Below are 19,484 nucleotides of genomic sequence, written 5' to 3' on the forward strand. Positions count from 1 at the left end.
GATCCGAAGCGCAGCCCCAGTGGGGCGAGCATCGGAATCCCGCAGTCCGGACGCCGGCGGCTCAAGAACGACCATCTTCGCGCTGAGATGGATGTCAGACACCTGGCTGTTGAGGTTCTGAACCCGCCGAGGCTGCCCTGCGCCATTCCGATGCTCGCCCCACTGGGGCTGTGCTTCGGATGGCTCCGGGGTCCTCGGCTGACAGCCGCGTTATGCGATGGTTTTGAAGCTCTGCCGTGGGCGGATGTCGTGAGCCGGGGGCCGGGCGGAGGGATCCGAAGCGCAGACCCAGTGGGGCGAGCATCGGAATCCCGCAGTCCGGACGCCGGCGGCTCAAGAAACCCGGCCTCACACGTTCCTACGCCGGCGCGCGCTCCCGATCCACGGCCGCGACCACGCCAGCCTCGATCAGCGCATCGATTTCCTGCTCTCCGTAGCCGAACTCTCCCAGGATGGCGATGGTGTCCTCGCCCAGCCTGGGCGCGGCGCGGTGATATTGCGCGGGAGTGGCCGACAGTTTCACGGGCATGCCCACGGTGCGCACCTTGCCGGCCACCGGGTGATCCTGTTCCACCACCATGCCGCGGGCCAGCGTCTGCGGATGCGACAGCGCCTGCGCGATCGAATGCACCGGCCCGGCGGGCACGCCGGCCTCGTCGAAAACGTCCAGCCATTCCTGCGCGCTGCGCGTCTCCAGGATCGCGGACATCTCCGCCACCAGTTCGTCGCGGTTGTTCATGCGGTCGCGGTTGCGGGCGTAGCGCGGGTCGTCCGCCCACTCCGGCCGGCCCAGCGCCTGCGCGATGCGCTGCCAGTTCTTCTCGTTCGCGCCGCCGATGATGATCCAGTCGGTGGCGGTGGGAAACGCCTGGTACGGCGCGCTGAGCACGTGCGCCGAGCCCGTCGGGCCGGGCGAGACGCCGCTGCCGAAATAGATGGCGGCATGCCAGTACAGCTGTTGCAGGCTGGCTTCGAGCAGCGAGGTCTCCACGATCTGGCCTTCGCCCGTGCGTTGCTTGTGCTGGTAGGCCGCGAGCACGCCGAACGCCGCCAGCAGGCCGGCGTTGATGTCCGCGACCGAATTGCCCGTGCGCAGGGGCGGCCCGCCCGGCTCGCCGGTGATCGCCATCAGGCCGGAGAAGCCCTGGGCCACCAGATCGAAGCCGCCCTTGTCGGCGTAGGGGCCGGTGGTGCCGTAGCCCGACACCGCGCAGTAGATCAGGCCCGGGTTCTCGCGCCGCAGCGTCTCGTAGCCCAGGCCCAGCTTCTCCATCGTGCCCTTGCGGAAGTTCTCGGTCACCACGTCCGCGTCGCGGATCATGCGCAGCAGCACCTTCTTGCCCTCGGGGTGCTTCAGGTCCAGGGCGATGGCGCGCTTGTTGCGGTTGAGCATGAGATAAGGCGCCGAGATCCCGTTGATCTGGGGGTCGCGGTACTGGCGCGAATCGTCGCCGCCGTCGAGTTTCTCGACCTTGATGACGTCGGCGCCCATGTCCGCCAGCATCATGCCGCAGGTCGGGCCGGCCATGATCTGCGAAAGCTCGATCACGCGCATGCCCGCCAGGGCGCCCGCGGGGCGGTGGGTATCGTTCTGCATGTGGACTCCTAGCGCCGCGTTCAGCGGCCGGTGAATTGCGGCTTGGCCTTGGCCAGGAAGGCGCGGTAGCCCGCGCGGAAATCCTCAGTGTCGAAACAATCGAAGGCCTCGTCGCGGTCGGCGTCCGTCAGGGGCTTGCCGCTCGCCAGGTTGCGGATGAACTTCTTGTGCCAGCGCGCCACCAGCGGCGCGCCGTCGGCGATGAGGCGGGCAGTGGCCCGGGCTTGCGCGGCGACCTGGTCGTCGGGCTCCACGCGGGTGACCACGCCCAGGCGCAGGGCCTGCTCGGCGTCGAAAATGTTGCCTTCGAGCAGCACCTGCAGCGCCACCGACGGGCCGACCAGGCGCACCAGCGGCGCCAGCTCCGAATACGACATCACCAGGCCCAGGTTCTTGATCGGCACGCCGAACCGCGAGCTCTCGCCGCAGATGCGGATGTCGGCCAGACTGGCGATCTCCAGGCCGCCGCCCACGCAGATGCCGTGTATCTGCGCCACCACGGGGTGCTGGCATCCGCCGATGGCCTCGATCGTCCGGCGCATGACGGCGCCGTACTCCACCGCCTGCTGCTTGTTGCTGCGCGCGGTCTCGAACTCGCCGATGTCGTTGCCCGGCGAAAAGGCCTTTTCGCCGGCCCCGCGCAGCAGCACGCAGCGCACGCTGTCGTCGGCGTCCAGCTCCAGGAAGGTGTCGCCCAGCAGCCGCCAGCTGTCGATGGTGAAAGCGTTGAGCTTCTCCGGACGGTTCAGCACCACGGTCACGATGTCGCCGTCGCGCTGGCTCAGGATGAGGGGGGAATCGGAAGTGGGGAGTGCGCTCATGGCGTTCCTTTGCGTGGGCGGGGGCGGACCCCCGCGGGGGTTTACTGTTTGGTGAGGCCCAGGCTGGCGGTGAGCTTGCCGTACTTGCTCCATTCGTCCTGCACGTAGGTGGCGAAGGCCGCGGGGTTCTTCGGCCCGCCGCCCAGGTCCATGCCCTGGTCGGCCAGCTTGGCCTGGATCTCGGGGTCCGCCAGGGTCTGGCCGAGCGCCTGGTCGAGCTTGTCCAGGATGGGCTTGGGCAGCTTCGCCGGCGCCAGCACCGCGTACCACTGCACGATGTCCAGGCCCTTGATGCCGGACTCGGCCAGCGTGGGCACGTTGGGCAGGCGCTTGCTGCGTTCCGGGCTGGTCACCGCCAGCGGGCGCAGCTTGCCGGCCTGGATCTGGTTGATGGCGCCGGGCAGGGTGTCGAAGTTCATGTCCACGCTGCCGCCCAGCAAGTCCGTCATGGCCTGGCCGCTGCCCTTGTAAGGCACGTGTTCCATGCTCACGCCCGCGATCTGCGAGAAGCGGGCCGCGCTCAGGTGCTGCGGGCTGCCCATGCCGGAGGACGCGTACAGCAGCTGCTTGGGCCTGGCGCGGGCGTCGTCCACCAGGTTCTGCACGGTGGTGTAGGCATGCTTGGTCGGATTCACCACCAGCACGTTGGGCACCGAGCCGATGTAGCGCACCGCCGTGAAGTCCTTGATCGGGTCGACGTTGGACTGCACCACGTAGGGCGCGGCCACGGTGGACTGCATGTTCGCCAGCAATAGCGTGTAGCCGTCGGAATCGGCCTTGGCCACGTAGTCGGCCGCGATCAGGCCGGAGGCGCCGGGCTTGTTCTCGACCACCACCTGCTGGCCCAGCAGGGCCGACAGCCGGGCCGAAAGAATGCGGGCCGACACGTCGGTGCCGCCGCCGGGCACGAAGCCGACGATCAGGCGTACCGGCCGTTCCGGCCATTTCGAGGCGTCCTGCGCCAGGGCGGGGCTGGCGGCGGCGAGGCCGGCGGTCAGCGCCAGGGCGCCGGCCCAGGCGCGAGCGTGCTTGTTCATGAAAGTCTCCTTTGGTGGGGGAATGCCTGCCCGCGTGTTGCTTGCTCTATGATGGGGTCAGGTTGGTATGCCTTTGGTGTTTGGTATACCAGATACAAAAATAGTCGAATTAGCGAGTGCGAACAACTCATGGCTAACCCTGAAGTCCTGGACCAGTCCGTCCCCGATTTGGCCATCAATCACCCGACGCTGCCGGCCGTGGTCGCCGAAAAATTGCGGCAGCTCATCATCGACGGCACGTTCAAGCCGGGCACCTGGCTGAACGAGCGCGACCTGTGCGACCAGCTGAAGATTTCGCGCACGCCCTTGCGCGAGGCCTACCGCATGCTGGCCTCGGACGGCCTGGTGGCCTTGCAGCCCAAGCGCGGGGCGATGGTGATCGAGTTGTCGGCCGACGACGTGGAGAACATCTTCGACGTGCTGTCGGTGCTGGAAGGACTGGCGGTGCGCAGCGCCGCCGAGCGCGCGACGGACGCGGAATTGGCGCGCATCGCGCAGCTGCATGCGCAGATGCGGGAGAACTACGAAAAGCGCGATATCCGCGCGTATTTCGCCGCCAGCATGGGCACGCACATCGCGATCAACCGCGCCGCGCACAATCCGGCGCTAACCCATGCCTACGACCGGCTGAACCTGCAGGTGCAGGCGCTGCGCTACAAATCCAATTTCGACGGGGACGAGTGGACGGCGGCGGTGGCCGACCACGAGGCCTTCGTGCAGGCCCTGATGGAGCGCGACGGCGAGCGCGCCGAGGCGCTGATCCGCAAGCACGTGCGCAGCAAGAAGCCGTACAACCTGCGGGTGCGGCATGGCGCAGCGCCCAGGGGCTGAGCGCTCCGGCCGGCCCGCGCCGGTCAGGCCGAGGCCGGCTGCGGCTGCGCGCGCTTCCTGCCTATCATCAGCGCGATGAAGGCGGCGGCCAGGCCCGTCATGCCCGAGATCACGAAAGCCATCAGGTAGCTGCCCTGCGCTTCGCGCACGGCGCCCGCCATCCAGGCCGCGCTTGCCGCGCCCAGCTGGTGGCCGGCCACGATCCAGCCGAACACGATGGAGGCATCGCGCTCGCCGAAGGCCTCGGTGGTCAGGCGCAGCGTGGGAGGCACCGTCGCGATCCAGTCCAGGCCGAAGAAGATGGCGAAGATGGACAGGCTGTAGAACGAGAAATCGGAGTAGGGCAGGTAGATCAGCGACAGCCCGCGCAGCGCGTAGTACACGAACAGCAGCTTGCGCGGATCGTAGCGGTCGGTGAGCCAGCCCGACGCGGTGGTGCCGACCAGGTCGAAGATCCCCATCAGCGCCAGCAGCCCGGCGGCCTGCACTTCGGGCATGCCGTGGTCGCCGCAGAGCGCGATCAGATGCGTGCCCACCAGGCCGTTGGTGGTGAAGCCGCAGACGAAGAAGGTGGCGAACAGGAACCAGAACGTGCGCGTCCGGGAGGCGCGCGCCAGCGCCCCGAAGGTGGCCGCCAGCATGCCGGTGCGCGGCGCGGCGGCCTGGGGCGCGGCATGGGGATCGCTGCCGAACGGCGTCAGCCCGACGTCGGCCGGCCGGTCCGGCACCAGCCACCAGGCCAGCGGCACCAGCGCGGCGGCCCCGGCGGCCACCGCCCACACCACCCGGGTCCAGTCGCCGGACGAGGCCAGGGCCGCCAGCACCGGCAGGAACACCAGCGTGCCGGTCGCGGAGCTGGCGGTCAGCAGGCCCATCATCACGCCGCGATGGCGCGCGAACCAGCGATTGACGACGGTGGCCCCCAGCACGATGGCCACGGCGCCCGAACTGATGCCCGAGAACACGCCCCAGCTCAGCAGCAGGTGCCAGGGCTGCGTCATGAACGCGCTGGCCGCGCTGGAGGCGGCCATCAGGGTCAGCGCGCCGATCAGCACGCGCCGCAGGCCGAAGCGCTCCATCGCCGCGGCCGCGAACGGCCCGACCAGGCCGTACAGGAAAATGCCCACGGCGGCCGAGAACGAGATGGTGCTGCGGCTCCAGCCGAAGGTTTCCTCCAGCGGCACCAGCAGCACGCTGGGCGAGGACCGCAGCCCGGCCGAGACGAGCAGCGACAGGAAGATCACTGCCACGACCACGAACGCGTATTTTTGGCCGGCGCGTCGGAACGGCATGGGAGGGTGGGCTATACTCATGTTACTGACCGGTACGTATGGAGGTTTGCGAATAGTACGTACCGGTCAGTAACATAGTCAAGCGCTTTTTTGGCGCCCCGTTCCGGACGGATCCGCCATCGGAAAAGGAGCCTACGTATGTCCAGCAAGACCGCCGACCCCCGGCCCGCCGCCAAACCGCCGCTGGCGGCTGATCGCATCCGCAAGACGGCGCGGGAAATGTTCTACCGGGACGGCATCCGCGCCGTGGGGGTGGACGCCATCGTCAATGAAGCGGGGGTGACCAAGCCCAGCCTGTACCGCAGCTTTTCGTCCAAGGACGAGCTGGCGGCGGCCTATCTGCGCGACTACGAAGCCGAATTCTGGAACCGCTTCGACGCCGCCCGCGACGCGCATCCCGGCGACCCGCGGGCGCAGATCCTGGCCTACCTGTCCGGCCTGGCCGGGCGCGCCGTGCAAAGCGGCTACCGGGGTTGCGGCCTGACCAACGCGGCGGTCGAATACCCCGAGCAGGACAATCCGGCCAGGGCTGTGGCGGTGGCCCACAAGGCCGAATTGCGCCGCCGGCTGGCCGCGATGGCGGCGGAAATGGGCGCGGACGACCCGCAAGCCCTGGGCGACGGCCTGTTGCTGTTGCTCGAAGGCGCGTTCGTGTCCAGCCAGCTGTTCGGGGAGGGCGGGCCGGCCGGCCGCGTGGCCGAAATGGCCGATAAGCTGATCCAGGCCCATCTGCCCCGCTGAGCCGGCTGCACGGCGACGGTGCGCAATGTGGTGCCGGATGCACCGTTATTTGGCGTTTGTACCCATTGTGCAACGAACAAAAAAATGCTTGGAAATTTTTATTGCGGCGCAACAAGCACAGGTCTAAGATGAACTCGTGTTGTTCCACATCGCGCTTTTCTCAAGGAGAGAATCATGAGCGATACCGCATTGAAGAACGCCCGTATGTCGGATGAGCTGGAGCGGTCGCTGATCCGCGACGCCATCGAGGCTCAGGCCCTGTCCGGCCCGCGCGGCCGCGGCGGCTGGCGGCGTCTGAAGGTGCGCCTGGCGGCGCTGGGCGGAGCGGTGGGAGAGGTCCTGCACGATATGGATGCGGGCCGGCGGCAGCACCCGGTGGTCTCCGCCTATCACTGATAGGCCCCGCCCCAAAAAACCCCAGGATTGCGTCCTGGGGTTTTTTTTCGCCTTGGGGTGCCTATCCCGGCAGCCGCATCGGCATCCTGGCGCCGGGCATGTTCCAGGCGCGGCGCTCAGGCGGGCTGCGGCGCGGGCGCGGTGAACTCGTCGAAAGCGGCCACGGCGTTGGCCGCGTACATCGCCACCGGGCCGCCGCCCATGTAGATGGCCACGCCCAGCGCCTCGTGCACTTCCTCGACGCTGGCGCCCAGGCGCGCGAGCGCCTTGGCATGAAACCCGATGCAGCCGTCGCAGCGCGCGGCCACGCCCACGGCCAGGGCGATCAGTTCCTTCGTCTTGGGATCCAGGGCGCCGCCGGCCATGGCGGCCTTGCCCATTTCGCCAAAGCCCTTCATCACGCCCGGCTGGGTCTGGTGCAGGGGCGCGAGATTGGCCGAAATGGCCTGGGTGAGCTGGCGGTAATTCGTTGCGGTCATGGAATGGCTCCGGGTTGCGGGTGAGGGTAGCGGGGGACTTTTAATTTAGTCTATGCTAAATTAAGAAAAGCCTGAACTAACCAGCCTGCCTATCTCACGGGAACATGACCCAGCGCAAATCCGACATCGACGTCCTGCGGGACAGTGCAGTGCAGGCCGCCGCGTTACTGCAGGCCGTGGGCAATCCCAACCGCTTGCTGGTGCTGTGCCTGTTGATCGCGCAGGGCGAGATGAGCGTGGGGGCGCTCAACGAGATGGTGCCCCTCAGCCCGTCCGCGCTGTCGCAGCACCTGGCGCGGATGCGCGAGGAAGGGCTGGTCGCCTACCGGCGTGAGGCGCAGACGCTGTACTACCGCATCGAAGACCCGAACGTGGCCAAGCTCATCGCCACGCTGAAGGACATTTTCTGCCCATGAATCCTTGCTTGTTTTCCCTACACTTTCCGCAGGAGTACGCATGAAATCGAATGTTGGCGGCATCGACCGTGTATTGCGCGTCGTGGTTGGAATCGTGCTGATCGCCCTGGCCGCGGCCGGCACCATCGGCTGGTGGGGGTGGCTGGGCATCGTGCCGCTGCTCACGGGCCTGGCGGGCTTCTGCCCGCTCTATCCGCTGCTGGGCCTGAGCACCTGCCCGCTGAAGAAGAGCCGCTAGCCCCGCTGGCGCGCGGCCTACGCAACCATGTCGACCAGCAGGTAGCCGTCCAGCGCGATGATGCATGCCGTGGCCGTCATCGCGGCCCAGGCCCAGGCGCCGCGCAGGGCGTAGCGTCCCATCAGGTCCTTGCGGCGGGCCAGCGCGACCAGCGGGCCCAGCGCGAAGGGCAGGGCCAGGCTCAGGATCACCTGGCTCAGCACCAGCAGGCCGTCCGGGTCTTCGCCGCCCGTGAAGACCAGCAGGCCCGCCGCCGCGCCGCCGGCGACCAGGCGCGTGGCCAATGCGCGCCGGCGGTCGGACCAGCCGCGGCGCACCTGGAAGCCGTTGGAGAGGATGCGGCCGGCCATCACGCCGGTCAGCGTGGAGCTTTGCCCCGCGGCGTACAGCGCCACGGCGAACACGACCGCCGCGCCGACGCCCAGCGTGCGGCCGATCACGGCGTGCGCGTCGTCCAGGCTGGACACGATCATGCCGGAGCCCGACAGCGACGCGGCGGCCACGATCATGATGGCCGCGTTGATCAGCATGGCCACGCCCAGCGACACGATGGTGTCGTTGCGCGCCACCCGCATGGCCAGGTCGCGGGCGGACGGCGGCAACTGCTGCGCGCGCTGCGCGAGCGAGCCGGAATGCAGGTACAGGTTGTGCGGCATCAGGGTCGCGCCCAGGATGCCCAGCGCGATCAGGAAGCCTTGCGGGTCGCGCAGCGCCTGCCCGGTGCGGGCCACGCCGCCCGCCACCTCGGTCCACGCCGGATTGGCCTTGAACAGCAGGAACACGAAGGACATTGCGACGATCGACAGCAGGAGGGCGATCACGCGCTCATGCCGGTCGGCATTGCCGCGCGCAAGCGCCAGCACGGCGAAGGTGCCCACGCCGGTGACGGCCACGCCGGCGATCAGCGGCAGGCCGAAAAGCAGCCGCAGGGCGATGGCGCCGCCCACGAGTTCGGCCAGCGCGGTGGCGAGGATGGCGGCTTCGCCGGCCAGCCAGGCGGCCTTGGCCAGGCCCGGGGAAAGATGGCGGGCGGTCAGCGTGGCCAGGTCTTCGCCCGTGGCGAGCGCCAGGCGCGACACCAGCACCTGGAAGCCCAGCGCCAGGAAGGCGGACACGAAAACCACCATCAGCAGGCCGTAGCCGAAGCCGCTGCCGCCCGCGATGTCGGTAGCCCAGTTGCCCGGGTCGATATACCCCACTGCCACCAGGATGCCGGATCCGACCATGCGGCGCAGGCTGGCGGACACCTGGACGTCTTGCGCCAGGGCAGCGTTGCCGCCCGATATCGCGTAGATGAAACGTGTCATGGTCGCTCCTGAGAATGATTCTCATTGTCCAGAAGCGACGGCCCGCCGTCAAATTGATTTTGGGCAAGAGGGGAATAGGGCGGCCCAATGGCGCCGCCCCGGCGGGACGGGCCACGGGCCGGGCGCCAGGTCAGGACTTGAGCTTGGCGTCCATCGAGATCTTGGCGTTGAGCACCTTGGACACGGGGCAGCCTTTTTCCGCCTTGCGGGCGGCGTCCTCGAAGGCCTGGGCGGTGGCGCCCGGGATGACGGCCTCGACGGTCAGGTGGACGGCCGTGATGGAAAAGCCATCGTCCACCTTGTCCAGCGTGACTTCGGCCTTGGTGTCCAGGCTTTGGGCGACCATGCCCGCCTCGGCCAGGATGTTGGACAGCGCCATGGTGAAGCAGCCGGCGTGCGCCGCGCCGAGCAGTTCTTCGGGGTTGGTGCCCGGCGTGTCGCCGAAGCGGGTATTGAAGCCATACGGCTGGCTCTTGAGCGCGCCGCTTTGCGTGGAGATCGTGCCCTTGCCGGTCTTCAGGTCGCCCGACCAGGCGGCGGTTGCGGTTTTCTTCATGCGTGACTCCTGTATGGGGCCGCGCCCGCGCGAGCGCGGCCGGTGGTGGGAGCGGGCCGCCGGCGGGGCGGCGCGCGTTGCCTCGGGTGGCATCGTCGATGATACGGCGGGCAGGGGGGCCTGGCGCGGAAACCGCCGGCAGGCAACGGCAAGCCTATGTAACGGCGGGGTGCGCGGCCCACGCCCGCTGCCCGCGCCGCGCATCAGGCAAAATAGCGGCATCCTCTTCAAACCTTCTGAGAATCGCAGTCATGTCTCTCGATCTTCTCCGCTGCGCCTGCGCGATCGCGTTGGCCGTTCCCGTTCTTTCCGCCCAGGCCGAAGTCGTGATCGGCGTGGACGTGTCCACCACCGGCCCGGCCGCGGCCATCGGCATCCAGACCAACAATGCGATCCGCCTCTGGCCCGCCACGCTGGGCGGGGAGCCGGCGCGCTACGTGGTGCTGGACGACGGCACCGACGTCAGCCGCGCCGTGAAGAACATGCGCAAGCTGACCTCCGAGGACAAGGTCGACGCCATCGTCGGCCCCAACACCACCGCGGCCGCGCTGGCCGGCCTGGACGTGCTGGCCGAGACCGGCACGCCGATGATCGCGCTGGCGGCCTCCAGCGTCATCGTGGAGCCGCTGTCGGATCCGAAGCGCGCCTGGGCGTTCAAGATGCCGCAGAACGATTCGCTGATGGCGACCGTCCTGGTCGAGGACATGAAGAAGAAGGGCCTGAAGAACGTGGCCTTCATCGGCTTCGCCGACTCCTATGGCGACAGCTGGTGGAAGGAGTTCAGCGCCGCCGCCGGTTCCGACCTGAAAGTCGTGGCGCAGGAACGTTTCCAGCGCACCGACGCCTCGGTGGTGGGGCAGGTGCTGAAGGTCATCGCCGCCAAGCCGGACGCCGTGCTCATCGCCGGCGCGGGCACGCCCTCGGCCTTGCCGCAGAAGACGCTGCTAGAGCGCGGCTACACCGGCGCCATCTACCAGACCCACGGCATCGGCACGCTCGAATTCCTGCAGGTGGGGGGCCGGGACGTCGAAGGCACCCTGTTCCCGACCGGCCCCGGCGTGGTCGCCCGCGAGCTGCCGGACGGCAACCCGGTCAAGAAGGTCGCCGAGGCGTTCGCCGACAAATACGAAGCCCAGTACGGCGCGAACACGATGACGCAGTTCGCCGGGGACGCCTACGGCGCCTGGATGCTGCTGGATTCGGCCGTGGCCCGGGCGCTCAAGACGGGCGCGAAGCCCGGCACGCCGGAATTCCGCGCCGCGCTGCGCGATGCCCTGGAGAACACCCGCGACCTCATCGTGCCCAATGGCGTCCTGAACATCTCCAAGGACAACCACCAGGGCTTCGACGAGCGCGCCAGGGTCATGGGCGTGGTCAAGAACGGCCGTTTCTCCTATGCGCAATAGCGGGGCGGGCGGCGTCATCGACGCCAACCCTTCGTAACGAGTCCTAACGCCCCATAGGGGCGTCAGCGTGAAAAGCAGGCCGCGGCCTGCTTTTTTTCGTCCATATCATTAGTGTCGAAATAATTTATTGTCGTATCATTTTTAGTGAACCCATGTGCCTAGAAATAAATTAGGGAGAAATAGCCGATGAACCCACTCTTGACCTCGATCCGATCCCGACGCTTCCTGCTGGCGTTGAGCCTGGGGATGCTGGCCGCGTGTTCCGACTCGGGATCCGACAAGCCCGCCCCGGCCGCGGCGAACGCGCCCGCGGGCGGCTCCACCCTGGAAGCGGCCAAGGCGGCCGGCAAGATACGCATCGGCTACGCCAACGAGGCGCCGTTCGCCTACATGGACAGCAAGGAAGCCAAGGTCACGGGCGAGTCCGTGGAAATCGCCCGGGTCGTGCTCAAGCGCATGGGCATCAACGAGGTGGAGGGCGTGCTGACCGAATTCGGCTCGCTCATCCCCGGCCTGCAGGCCAGGCGTTTCGACATCATCGCGGCCGGCATGTACGTCACGCCGGAACGCTGCCAGCAAGTGGCGTTCTCCGATCCCACCTATGGCGTGGGCCAGTCTTTCCTGGTGAAGCAGGGCAACCCCAAGAACCTGCACAGCTACGAAGACGTGGTGAAGAACCCCGATGCCAGGCTGGGCGTGGTGGTGGGCGCGATCGAGGCCGAGTACGCCTCCAAGTCCAAGGTGCCCGCCGGCCAGGTGGTGGTGTTCCCGGATGCGGTCAGCGCGCTGTCCGGCGTGCAGGCCGGCCGCGCCGACGCCTACGCGGCCACCGCGCTCACGGTCAACGACCTGATGGGCAAGACCAACGACGGCAGCGGCCTGCAGAAGGCCGAGCCCTTCAAGGATCCGGTCATCGACGGCAAGGACGTGCGCGGCTATGGCGCCTACGCCTTCCGCTCGGACGACAAGGCATTCGCCGACGCATTCAACGCCGAACTCGCCAAGTTCATCGGCACGGAGGAACACCAGAAGCTGGTCGCGCCTTTCGGCTTCACGCCGCAGGAACTGCCCAAGGGAGTCACCGCCGCCCAGCTGTGCGCGGGCCAGTAAGGGGGCGCCCATGCAGTTGATACCCGAGCATTTCGCCGAGCTGGCGCCGCCCCTGCTCGAAGGCCTGGGCGTGACGCTGCAGGTCATGGCGGGCGCGGTGGTGCTGGCCGTTCCGCTGGCGCTGGCGGCGGGCATCTGCCGCCTGTCGACCTTGCGGCCCGTGCGCTGGATCGCCTCGATCTACGTGGAGGTGTTCCGCGGCACCTCGGCCCTGGTGCAGCTTTTCTGGTTCTATTTCGTGTTGCCGCTGTTCGGCGTGCAATTGCCGGCCATGCTGGTGGGCATCGTGGTGCTGGCGCTCAATGCCGGCGCCTACGGCGCCGAGGTGGTGCGCGGCGCCATCCGCGCGGTGCCGCCCGGCCAGCGCGAGGCGGGCGTCGCGCTGAACATGACGCGCGGGCAGATCATGCGCCGGCTCATCGTGCCGCAGGCCGTGCCGGCCATGCTGCCGCCCGCCGGCAACCTGCTGATCGAACTGCTGAAGAACACGGCGCTGGTGTCGCTGGTGACCATCACCGACCTGACGTTCCGGGGCCAGCTGCTGCGCAGCGAAACCCTGCGCACCACCGAAATTTTCACCTTGATGCTGCTGCTGTATTTCGCGGTGGCGCTGGTGATCACGGCCGGCGTGCGCCTGCTTGAACGGAGGGTCAGGGTCCGATGACACCGGTATTCGATTGGTCCTTCGCCCTGGAAATCCTGCCCACGCTGGGCTCCGCGCTGATCGTCACGATCCAGGCCACGCTGCTGGGCATGCTGGTGGCCGTCACGCTGGGCCTGGTGCTGGCGATGCTGCGGCGCTCGCGGCTGCGCGTGGTGTCGCTGCCGGTCGCCTTCGTGATCGAGTTCGTGCGCAGCACGCCGCTGCTGGTGCAGATGTATTTCCTGTTCTACGTCCTGCCGCTGACCGGGCTGCGCATGTCGCCGCTGGCCACCGGCATCATCGCGCTGGGCCTGCACTACGCAACGTATTGCGCCGAGGTCTACCGCGCCGGCATCGAGGCCGTGCCCAAGGGCCAATGGGAGGCCGCCACCGCCTTGAACCTGTCGCGCTGGCGCACGGCCGTCGACGTGGTGCTGCCCCAGGCCATCCCGCCCGTGGTGCCGGCGCTGGGCAACTACCTGGTGGCCATGTTCAAGGACACCCCGCTGCTGTCGGCCATCACCGTGGTGGAGCTGCTGCAGCAAAGCAAGATGATCGGATCCGCGACGTTCCGGTACACCGAACCCCTGACCCTGGTGGGCCTGCTGTTCCTGGCCCTGAGCCTGGTGGCGGCATGGGGCGTGCGCGGCCTGGAGGCCCGCCTGCAACGATATGGAGGAAAGCGATGAGCGCCAGCGTGAGCATCAAGAACCTGCGCAAGCAGTACGGGGACCTGGAGGTGCTGCGCGGCATCGACCTGGAGATACCGGCGGGCCAGACGGTGGCCGTGATCGGGCCCTCGGGCTCGGGCAAGTCCACCTTGCTGCGCGTGCTGATGACGCTGGACCGCCCTACCAGCGGCGAGATCGAGATCGATGGCGTGCCGATGTGGACGGACGCGCAGGGCCGGCCCGTCGGCCCCAATTCCGCGCACCTGCGCGAGGTGCGCGGCAAGATCGGCATGGTGTTCCAGCACTTCAACCTGTTCCCGCACATGACGGCGCTCGGCAATGCCATGGAAGCGCCCTTGCGCGTGCGGGGCATGTCGCGCGCCGAGGCGCGCGATCAGGCCGTGGAATACCTGGAGATGGTGGGCCTGGGCGACAAGCTGGACGTCTACCCGGCGCAGCTCTCCGGCGGGCAGAAGCAGCGCGTGGGCATCGCCCGGGCGCTGGCCATGTGCCCGGGCATCATGCTGTTCGACGAAGTGACCTCGGCCCTGGACCCGGAACTGGTGGGCGGTATCCTGCAGATCCTGCGCGACCTGTCGGCCCGCCGCAGCATGACGATGATCATCGTCACCCACCAGATGAAGTTCGCCGAGCGCAGTTCGGACCGCACCCTGTTCTTCGACGAAGGCAATATCGTCGAGGACGCGGAGTCCTCCGTGCTGTTCGGCCAGCCCCGCGAAGCGCGCACCCGGCAGTTCCTGGACAGCGTGATCGAGGGCCAATAGGCCCGGCGGCCGGCCCCGGCGGGTTTAACCCTGCCGCGGGCGCTGGGATTCGCGCCGCGGGCCTGGCCCGGGCGCTATGCTGTCGCATCCTATGCCCGGAGGCTTCCAGCATGTCCCATCTTTTCAGTCCCTACTCGATCGGCAATCTCGAACTGGCCAACCGCATCGTCATCGCGCCCATGTGCGAATACTCGGCGGAAGAGGGGCGGGCCACCGACTGGCACATGATCCACCTGGGACACCTGGCGCTGTCCGGCGCCGGCTTGCTGTTCACCGAAGCCACCGCCGTGGAGCCCGACGGCCGCATTTCGCCGGGAGACCTCGGCCTGTGGTCCGACGAAACCGAAGCGGCGCTGGGCCGGGTGGCGCAGGCCGTGCGCCGCTACTCGCCCATCAAGCTGGGCATCCAGCTCGGCCACGCCGGGCGCAAGGCGTCCAGCCACGCGCCCTGGAACGGCGGCCAGCTGGTGCCGCCCGCCGAGGGCGGCTGGCAGGGCTGGGCGCCCTCGGCGGTGCCGCACAACGCCTCCGAACCGGCGCCCCATGCGCTCGACGCGGCCGGCCTCAAGCGCGTGCGCGACGCCTTCGCCGACAGCGCCCGGCGCGCCATCCGCCTGGGTTTCGACGCGATCGAACTGCATGCCGCGCATGGCTATCTGCTGCACCAGTTCCTGTCGCCGCTGGCGAACCGCCGCGACGACGCCTACGGCGGTTCGCTGGAGAACCGCATGCGCTTTCCGCTGGAGGTGTTCCAGGCGCTGCGCGAGGTCACGCCCGCGTCCGTGACGCTGGGCGTGCGCGTGTCCGCCACCGACTGGGTCGAAGGCGGCTGGGACCTGCCGCAGACGCTGGCATTCGCCCGGGCCCTGAAAGACCGCGGCTGTGAATTCATCGACGTGTCCAGCGGCGGCGTCTCGTCGCAGCAGAAGATCCCGGTCGGCCCGAACTACCAGGTGCCCTTCGCCGACGAGGTCAAGCGCCAGGTGGGCATGCCCACCATCGCGGTCGGCCTCATCACGGAGGCGCAGCAGGCCGAGGACATCCTGGCCCGCGGCGAAGCCGACTTGATCGCGCTGGCCCGCGGCATGCTGTACGACCCGCGCTGGCCCTGGCACGCCGCGGCCCAGCTCGGCGGCCAGGTCGCCGCGCCGCGCCAATACTGGCGTTCCCAGCCGCGCGAACTGAAGGCGCTGTTCGGCGAAACCCGCTTCGGCCAGCGCTGAGCCGGTAACGGCGGCGGGCGCCTAATCCCGCGGCCGCGTGCCTTCGTAGGCGTCCTGCAGCAGCGCCCGCAAGGCGGCGCGCTCCAGCGGACGGGGGTTCGGATACGGGGTCTTCAGGGCGATGTCGCAGGCGACGTCCAGGTCGGCTTCGCGCAGGCCGATGTCGCGCAGCGCGGTGGGCGCGCCCAGCGACCGGGCCAGGTCGAACATACCTTGCGCGGCATGGGCGGCGCCCAGCGCCTCGGCGATGCGCGCCATGGCCCGCGGCGCCGCCGGCGCGTTGTAGGCCAGGGCGTGCGGCAGCACGACGGTATGCGTTTCGGCATGCGGCAGGTTGAAGCTGCCGCCCAGCGTGTGGCAGAGCTTGTGGTGCAGGGCCATGCCGACGCTGCCCAGCACCGTGCCGCAGAGCCAGGCGCCGTAGAGCGCGTCGCTGCGCGCCGGCCGCAGCGCGTCGCCCTCGGCGCCGCCGGCGATGACGGGCAGGGCGCGCGCCAGCGCCCGGATCCCTTCCTGCGCCATGAGGTCCATGATGGGGTTGCCGTCGGCCGCGTACAGGCCCTCGGCCGCGTGCGCGATGGCGTTGATGCCGCTGGTCACGCTCATGGCCGCCGGCAGCGACAGGCTCAGTTCGGGGTCGTAGATCACGCTGCGCGGCAGCACCCGGTCGTCCTTGCCGGTCTTCTTCAGGCCCGCCTCGGTGATGCCGTAGATCGGCGTCATCTCGGAGCCCGCGTAGGTGGTGGGCACCGCGATGACGGGCAGGCCCGAGTCCAGGGCGATGGCCTTGCCCAGGCCGATGGTGGATCCGCCGCCCACGGCCACGGCGCAGTCGGCGCCGAGCTCGCTGGCGACCTGCCGGGCCTGGCGCGCGGTCTCGATGGGCACGTGCATCACGGCCTGGTCGAAAATGCCGGCCACGCGCGCCGCGCCCAGCAGCGCGGCGACCTGCTCCGCCTGGGCGCGCTGCGGCGGGGTGCAGAGCACCAGGGCGCGCCGCAGGCCCAGCGCGTCGAGCTCGGCCGCCAGGCCGCCCAGGCTGCCCGGTCCGAAGACCACGCGCTGCGCGCGGCTGGTGTAGATGAAGGAAGCCATGGCGTTCGCGGTCATTGCGTAACGATTCCTCGGGTTTTGATGAGCTGGCCCCAGCGCTCGGATTCGGCGCGCACCAGCGTGTTCATGTCCGCGCGGCCGCCGGCCACCACTTCGAAGCCGGCCGCCGTGATGCGGCCCGACACGGCCGGATCGCGCAGCGTGGCGATCGTGGCCGATTCCAGCTTGTCCAGGACCGCCGGGGGCGTCTGGGCCGGCGCCACCATGCCCACCCAGGAGTAGATCTCGAAGCCCGGGTAGGTTTCGGCGATGGCGGGCACGTCGGGCAGGGCCGCCACGCGCTTGGGCGCGGTGACCGCCAGCGCGCGCAGCTTGCCGCTCTGGATGTGGGGCAGCACCAGCGGCAGGCTGGCGATGATGGAATCCACGTGGCCGCCCATCAGGTCGGACAGGGCCGGGCCGCCGCCGCGGTACGGCGTATGGATGCCGCTGGTGCCCGCCTGCTGGTGGAACAGCTCGGCTGCCAGGTGGTTGGAGCTGCCGGCGCCCACCGAGGCGAACGAGACGTCGCCTTTCTTCGCGGCCGAGACGTAGTCGGCCAGCGTCTGGTAGGGGCCGCTGCCCGTCACCGCCAGCACCATGGGCGAACGCACCATGTAGGAGACGCCGGTGAGGTCGCGCTCGGTCACGTAGGACAGCTTGGGGTGGATGAGCTGTTCGGTGGCGTAGGAATCGAACACCATCTCCACCGTGTAGCCGTCGGCCGGCGCCTTGGCCACCAGCGCCGTGCCGATGGTGCCGCCGGCGCCGCCGCGGTTGTCGATGACCACCGGCTGCCCCAGCTTCTCCTGCAGCGATTGCTGCACCTGGCGGGCCACGTTGTCCACCGTGCCGCCCGCCGCGAACGGCACGACCACGGTAACGGGCTTGCTGGGATAGGACTGCGCCGCGGCCGGGCCGGCGGCCCAGGCGGAAGCCGCCAGGGCGGCGCCCGCCAGCAGGGCGAGGGGCTTGCGGCGAAGGTCGGTGTATCGGGGCATGAAGTCTCCTGGGCGTATTGTCGTCGTTATGGCGGCTGCCGGAACCGGGCGATCTTTGTGTAAATTGCCAAGGTGCAGCCATGCACGCTATCGTAAGTGCCAACGCCCGCAGGAAAGCAGGCGCCGAACGCCAAACCCTTTTGCGCTGCGTGCACAAATGAAAACCGTCAAATTCGCCGAAAGCCTCTCGATCTTCGTGGACGTCGCCCGCGCGCAGAGTTTTTCCGAGGTGGCCCGCCGCCGCGGCATGGTGGCGTCGTCCGTGGCGCGCCAGATCGGCGCGCTGGAAACCGAGCTGCAGGTGCCGCTGTTCGTGCGTTCCACCCGCGCCCTGGTGCCGACCGAGGCCGGCGAGGTGCTGTACGAGCGGGCCGTGAAGATCCTGCACGACATGACCGAGGCCCGCTCCGAGGTCATTTCGCTGGAGCAGACCGTGCAGGGCCTCCTGCGCGTGAGCTGCCTGCCCGCCTTCGCGCGGCGCTACGTGGTGCCCATCCTGCAGCCGCTGGCCGAGCGCCATCCGCATTTGCGCGTGGAGCTGGAGCTGACCGAGCGCGTGGTGGACCCCGTGGTGGAGCGCATGGACGTGGTGGTGCGCGTGGGGCAGCAGCCCGACAGCAGCCTGATCGGCCAGCGCATCGGCAGCCATCGCTACCTGATCTGCGCCGCGCCTTCGTACCTGGAGCGCCACGGCGTGCCGCGCACGCTGGCGGACCTGTCGCGCCATCGCCTGATCGACCGGCGCCACAGCACCAGCGTGCGCGGCTGGCGCGAACTGGGCGACGGCCAGTGGGCGCAGGACGCCAGGTTTGCCCTGGAGTGCGACGATTGCGACGCGCGGCGCCATGCCGCGCTGGAAGGGCTGGGCATCGCGCTGATGCCGAATTGGTCGGCCGGCCTGGATATCGGCGCCGGCCGCCTGGTGCAGCTGACGCTGCAGGATGCCAGCCCCGCGCCGGACAGCGGCATCTATCTGTTGCGCGCCATGCCGCGCGCCAACGCCCGCATCCGCGCCTTCACCGAGCAGTTGCGGCGGCACGTGGGCTCGCCGTCGGTCTGGGATGTCGCCATGGAGTCCGCGTCGCAGTCCAGGCGCGCCGTGGCCGCGGCCACGGCGTAGGGGCGGGTCTTGAACCCGGGTCTTGAACCCGGGCCTCAGAGCCGGGCGTAAGCCTGTTCCAGCCGTTCCTGGATCTGGTCGGCGAAATCGGCCTGGGCCGGGTCCAGCGCGGCCATCAGGCGGGCCAGCACGACGTTGTCTTCCTCGCCGTTCCAGATCTTGACGTAGGTGCCTTCCTTGTAGCCGTGGCGCTGGCGGAAGAGGTTCAGCACGTTCTTGGACACGTACTGGGTGTAGGCATCGTTCCAGCTCATGTCGCAGGCCGTCATGGTCTGTTCCAGCACCTTGAAGCTGGCGCGTCCGCACACGGCCAGGCCGCCGATCAGTTCCAGCAGCTCGGGCACGTTCAGCGCGTCCAGCGCGTAGGCCTTGCCGTCCAGCGTGACCGACGCGGGCGTCGCCAGGTCGGCGACCAGCGCCTCGGCGGCGCCGGCGGTGCTGCCGCCGGCTTCGACGATGGTGTGCGAAAGATAGAAGTGCAGGATGTCCACCAGTTCCATCTGGACCTGGGGCAGGTCGATGGTCTGCTTCTTCCACCACTTCCAGCCGTAGTGCTCCAGCGCCTCGGCGGATTCGACGAAGGCGGCGCGCAGGAAGCGCGCCCCGCCGTTGACCCAGTCCGGATTGATCATGGTGTTCAAGTGGTCCTGCAACTTGAGCATCGTGGCCGCCTGGGCCTGGTTCAATCCGACAACGTTATTCACTTTCACTCCGGGTTTGGT

General features: G+C 68.8%; 22 protein-coding genes. 12 read left to right on the plus strand and 10 right to left on the minus strand.

Annotated features, from left to right (window positions below):
- Nucleotides 1–358 precede the first annotated feature (358 nt).
- The 3 genes from ADE01S_RS27175 to ADE01S_RS27185 are packed head-to-tail and all read right to left on the minus strand — an operon-like array spanning nucleotide 359 to nucleotide 3,455.
- Nucleotides 359–1,597 carry a CaiB/BaiF CoA transferase family protein gene (locus tag ADE01S_RS27175; RefSeq protein ID WP_062684888.1) on the minus strand — a complete coding sequence of 413 codons (1,239 nt, stop codon included), beginning with the start codon at nucleotides 1,595–1,597 and terminating at the stop codon, nucleotides 359–361.
- A gap of 20 nt (nucleotides 1,598–1,617) precedes the next feature.
- Nucleotides 1,618–2,418: an enoyl-CoA hydratase/isomerase family protein gene (locus ADE01S_RS27180; RefSeq protein ID WP_062684889.1), complete on the minus strand. Its 801-nt coding sequence runs from the start codon at nucleotides 2,416–2,418 to the stop codon at nucleotides 1,618–1,620.
- 41 nt (nucleotides 2,419–2,459) lie between these two features.
- Complete coding sequence (locus ADE01S_RS27185; protein ID WP_062684890.1) at nucleotides 2,460–3,455, minus strand: Bug family tripartite tricarboxylate transporter substrate binding protein; 996 nt, start codon at nucleotides 3,453–3,455, stop codon at nucleotides 2,460–2,462.
- Between the two features lie 129 nt (nucleotides 3,456–3,584).
- Between ADE01S_RS27185 and ADE01S_RS27190 the strand changes: the two genes are divergently transcribed.
- Nucleotides 3,585–4,286 carry a GntR family transcriptional regulator gene (locus ADE01S_RS27190; RefSeq protein WP_062684891.1) on the plus strand — a complete coding sequence of 234 codons (702 nt, stop codon included), beginning with the start codon at nucleotides 3,585–3,587 and terminating at the stop codon, nucleotides 4,284–4,286.
- Between the two features lie 23 nt (nucleotides 4,287–4,309).
- On the opposite strand, the gene ADE01S_RS27195 is transcribed toward ADE01S_RS27190, so the two are convergent.
- Nucleotides 4,310–5,599: an MFS transporter gene (locus ADE01S_RS27195; protein WP_062684892.1), complete on the minus strand. Its 1,290-nt coding sequence runs from the start codon at nucleotides 5,597–5,599 to the stop codon at nucleotides 4,310–4,312.
- Nucleotides 5,600–5,716: 117 nt separating this feature from the next.
- On the opposite strand from ADE01S_RS27195, the gene ADE01S_RS27200 reads away from it, so the two are divergent.
- Nucleotides 5,717–6,319: a TetR/AcrR family transcriptional regulator gene (locus tag ADE01S_RS27200; RefSeq protein WP_062684893.1), complete on the plus strand. Its 603-nt coding sequence runs from the start codon at nucleotides 5,717–5,719 to the stop codon at nucleotides 6,317–6,319.
- Between the two features lie 174 nt (nucleotides 6,320–6,493).
- Nucleotides 6,494–6,715 carry a hypothetical protein gene (locus ADE01S_RS27205; protein WP_062684894.1) on the plus strand — a complete coding sequence of 74 codons (222 nt, stop codon included), beginning with the start codon at nucleotides 6,494–6,496 and terminating at the stop codon, nucleotides 6,713–6,715.
- Nucleotides 6,716–6,831: 116 nt separating this feature from the next.
- Here ADE01S_RS27205 and ADE01S_RS27210 read toward each other — a convergent pair whose 3' ends face one another.
- The gene (locus ADE01S_RS27210) at nucleotides 6,832–7,194 is read right to left on the minus strand and encodes a carboxymuconolactone decarboxylase family protein (protein WP_062684895.1); all 363 of its coding nucleotides are present in this window, start codon (nucleotides 7,192–7,194) and stop codon (nucleotides 6,832–6,834) included.
- Nucleotides 7,195–7,298: 104 nt separating this feature from the next.
- Between ADE01S_RS27210 and ADE01S_RS27215 the strand changes: the two genes are divergently transcribed.
- Together ADE01S_RS27215 and ADE01S_RS27220 are read left to right on the plus strand one after the other, a co-directional pair.
- On the plus strand, nucleotides 7,299–7,610 hold the full coding sequence (locus tag ADE01S_RS27215) for an ArsR/SmtB family transcription factor (RefSeq protein ID WP_062684896.1): 312 nt from the start codon (nucleotides 7,299–7,301) through the stop codon (nucleotides 7,608–7,610).
- A gap of 40 nt (nucleotides 7,611–7,650) precedes the next feature.
- Nucleotides 7,651–7,848 carry a YgaP family membrane protein gene (locus tag ADE01S_RS27220; RefSeq protein WP_062684897.1) on the plus strand — a complete coding sequence of 66 codons (198 nt, stop codon included), beginning with the start codon at nucleotides 7,651–7,653 and terminating at the stop codon, nucleotides 7,846–7,848.
- Nucleotides 7,849–7,865: 17 nt separating this feature from the next.
- Here ADE01S_RS27220 and ADE01S_RS27225 read toward each other — a convergent pair whose 3' ends face one another.
- Nucleotides 7,866–9,155 (minus strand): Nramp family divalent metal transporter, encoded by a 1,290-nt coding sequence (locus ADE01S_RS27225; RefSeq protein WP_062684898.1) that lies wholly within the window; start codon nucleotides 9,153–9,155, stop codon nucleotides 7,866–7,868.
- Between the two features lie 130 nt (nucleotides 9,156–9,285).
- Nucleotides 9,286–9,711 (minus strand): OsmC family protein, encoded by a 426-nt coding sequence (locus ADE01S_RS27230; RefSeq protein ID WP_062684899.1) that lies wholly within the window; start codon nucleotides 9,709–9,711, stop codon nucleotides 9,286–9,288.
- 251 nt (nucleotides 9,712–9,962) lie between these two features.
- On the opposite strand from ADE01S_RS27230, the gene ADE01S_RS27235 reads away from it, so the two are divergent.
- From ADE01S_RS27235 to ADE01S_RS27260, 6 genes are all read left to right on the plus strand, one after another.
- Nucleotides 9,963–11,117 carry an ABC transporter substrate-binding protein gene (locus tag ADE01S_RS27235; protein ID WP_062684900.1) on the plus strand — a complete coding sequence of 385 codons (1,155 nt, stop codon included), beginning with the start codon at nucleotides 9,963–9,965 and terminating at the stop codon, nucleotides 11,115–11,117.
- Nucleotides 11,118–11,303: 186 nt separating this feature from the next.
- Nucleotides 11,304–12,227, plus strand: a complete 924-nt coding sequence (ehuB, locus tag ADE01S_RS27240; protein WP_062684901.1) for an ectoine/hydroxyectoine ABC transporter substrate-binding protein EhuB — start codon at nucleotides 11,304–11,306, stop codon at nucleotides 12,225–12,227.
- Between the two features lie 10 nt (nucleotides 12,228–12,237).
- Nucleotides 12,238–12,891, plus strand: coding sequence for an ectoine/hydroxyectoine ABC transporter permease subunit EhuC (gene ehuC / locus ADE01S_RS27245; RefSeq protein WP_062684902.1), 654 nt, complete (start codon nucleotides 12,238–12,240; stop codon nucleotides 12,889–12,891).
- On the plus strand, nucleotides 12,888–13,559 hold the full coding sequence (gene ehuD / locus ADE01S_RS27250) for an ectoine/hydroxyectoine ABC transporter permease subunit EhuD (RefSeq protein ID WP_062684903.1): 672 nt from the start codon (nucleotides 12,888–12,890) through the stop codon (nucleotides 13,557–13,559). Before ehuC ends, ehuD begins: the two co-directional genes overlap by 4 nt.
- Nucleotides 13,556–14,326 carry an amino acid ABC transporter ATP-binding protein gene (locus tag ADE01S_RS27255; protein WP_062684904.1) on the plus strand — a complete coding sequence of 257 codons (771 nt, stop codon included), beginning with the start codon at nucleotides 13,556–13,558 and terminating at the stop codon, nucleotides 14,324–14,326. The genes ehuD and ADE01S_RS27255 overlap by 4 nt, the downstream gene beginning before the upstream one ends.
- Before the next feature lie 110 nt (nucleotides 14,327–14,436).
- Nucleotides 14,437–15,549 (plus strand): NADH:flavin oxidoreductase/NADH oxidase, encoded by a 1,113-nt coding sequence (locus ADE01S_RS27260; RefSeq protein WP_062684905.1) that lies wholly within the window; start codon nucleotides 14,437–14,439, stop codon nucleotides 15,547–15,549.
- A 21-nt stretch (nucleotides 15,550–15,570) separates the two neighbouring features.
- Here ADE01S_RS27260 and ADE01S_RS27265 read toward each other — a convergent pair whose 3' ends face one another.
- Both ADE01S_RS27265 and ADE01S_RS27270 read right to left on the minus strand, forming a co-directional pair.
- Nucleotides 15,571–16,644 (minus strand): maleylacetate reductase, encoded by a 1,074-nt coding sequence (locus tag ADE01S_RS27265; RefSeq protein WP_062684923.1) that lies wholly within the window; start codon nucleotides 16,642–16,644, stop codon nucleotides 15,571–15,573.
- Nucleotides 16,645–16,655: 11 nt separating this feature from the next.
- Complete coding sequence (locus ADE01S_RS27270) at nucleotides 16,656–17,642, minus strand: tripartite tricarboxylate transporter substrate binding protein (RefSeq protein WP_062684906.1); 987 nt, start codon at nucleotides 17,640–17,642, stop codon at nucleotides 16,656–16,658.
- Between the two features lie 157 nt (nucleotides 17,643–17,799).
- Between ADE01S_RS27270 and ADE01S_RS27275 the strand changes: the two genes are divergently transcribed.
- Nucleotides 17,800–18,762, plus strand: a complete 963-nt coding sequence (locus ADE01S_RS27275; RefSeq protein ID WP_062684907.1) for a LysR family transcriptional regulator — start codon at nucleotides 17,800–17,802, stop codon at nucleotides 18,760–18,762.
- A gap of 35 nt (nucleotides 18,763–18,797) precedes the next feature.
- Here ADE01S_RS27275 and ADE01S_RS27280 read toward each other — a convergent pair whose 3' ends face one another.
- A complete protein-coding gene (locus tag ADE01S_RS27280) occupies nucleotides 18,798–19,448 on the minus strand; it encodes a dUTPase (RefSeq protein WP_062684908.1) in 651 nt (216 codons plus the stop codon).
- Nucleotides 19,449–19,484: the final 36 nt, after the last annotated feature.

This window comes from Achromobacter denitrificans NBRC 15125, assembly GCF_001571365.1.
GTDB lineage: Bacteria > Pseudomonadota > Gammaproteobacteria > Burkholderiales > Burkholderiaceae_B > Achromobacter > Achromobacter denitrificans.

Coding starts and splice junctions, on each gene's coding strand:
- ADE01S_RS27205 (WP_062684894.1), top strand. CDS start 6,494: ATGAGCGATACCGCATTGAAGAACGCCCGTATGTCGGATGAGCTGGAG.
- ADE01S_RS27185 (WP_062684890.1), bottom strand. CDS start 3,455: ATGAACAAGCACGCTCGCGCCTGGGCCGGCGCCCTGGCGCTGACCGCC.
- ADE01S_RS27215 (WP_062684896.1), top strand. CDS start 7,299: ATGACCCAGCGCAAATCCGACATCGACGTCCTGCGGGACAGTGCAGTG.
- ADE01S_RS27270 (WP_062684906.1), bottom strand. CDS start 17,642: ATGCCCCGATACACCGACCTTCGCCGCAAGCCCCTCGCCCTGCTGGCG.
- ADE01S_RS27265 (WP_062684923.1), bottom strand. CDS start 16,644: ATGGCTTCCTTCATCTACACCAGCCGCGCGCAGCGCGTGGTCTTCGGA.
- ADE01S_RS27225 (WP_062684898.1), bottom strand. CDS start 9,155: ATGACACGTTTCATCTACGCGATATCGGGCGGCAACGCTGCCCTGGCG.
- ADE01S_RS27260 (WP_062684905.1), top strand. CDS start 14,437: ATGTCCCATCTTTTCAGTCCCTACTCGATCGGCAATCTCGAACTGGCC.
- ADE01S_RS27255 (WP_062684904.1), top strand. CDS start 13,556: ATGAGCGCCAGCGTGAGCATCAAGAACCTGCGCAAGCAGTACGGGGAC.
- ehuC (WP_062684902.1), top strand. CDS start 12,238: ATGCAGTTGATACCCGAGCATTTCGCCGAGCTGGCGCCGCCCCTGCTC.
- ehuD (WP_062684903.1), top strand. CDS start 12,888: ATGACACCGGTATTCGATTGGTCCTTCGCCCTGGAAATCCTGCCCACG.
- ADE01S_RS27230 (WP_062684899.1), bottom strand. CDS start 9,711: ATGAAGAAAACCGCAACCGCCGCCTGGTCGGGCGACCTGAAGACCGGC.
- ADE01S_RS27175 (WP_062684888.1), bottom strand. CDS start 1,597: ATGCAGAACGATACCCACCGCCCCGCGGGCGCCCTGGCGGGCATGCGC.
- ehuB (WP_062684901.1), top strand. CDS start 11,304: ATGAACCCACTCTTGACCTCGATCCGATCCCGACGCTTCCTGCTGGCG.
- ADE01S_RS27220 (WP_062684897.1), top strand. CDS start 7,651: ATGAAATCGAATGTTGGCGGCATCGACCGTGTATTGCGCGTCGTGGTT.
- ADE01S_RS27210 (WP_062684895.1), bottom strand. CDS start 7,194: ATGACCGCAACGAATTACCGCCAGCTCACCCAGGCCATTTCGGCCAAT.
- ADE01S_RS27195 (WP_062684892.1), bottom strand. CDS start 5,599: ATGAGTATAGCCCACCCTCCCATGCCGTTCCGACGCGCCGGCCAAAAA.
- ADE01S_RS27275 (WP_062684907.1), top strand. CDS start 17,800: ATGAAAACCGTCAAATTCGCCGAAAGCCTCTCGATCTTCGTGGACGTC.
- ADE01S_RS27190 (WP_062684891.1), top strand. CDS start 3,585: ATGGCTAACCCTGAAGTCCTGGACCAGTCCGTCCCCGATTTGGCCATC.
- ADE01S_RS27180 (WP_062684889.1), bottom strand. CDS start 2,418: ATGAGCGCACTCCCCACTTCCGATTCCCCCCTCATCCTGAGCCAGCGC.
- ADE01S_RS27200 (WP_062684893.1), top strand. CDS start 5,717: ATGTCCAGCAAGACCGCCGACCCCCGGCCCGCCGCCAAACCGCCGCTG.
- ADE01S_RS27235 (WP_062684900.1), top strand. CDS start 9,963: ATGTCTCTCGATCTTCTCCGCTGCGCCTGCGCGATCGCGTTGGCCGTT.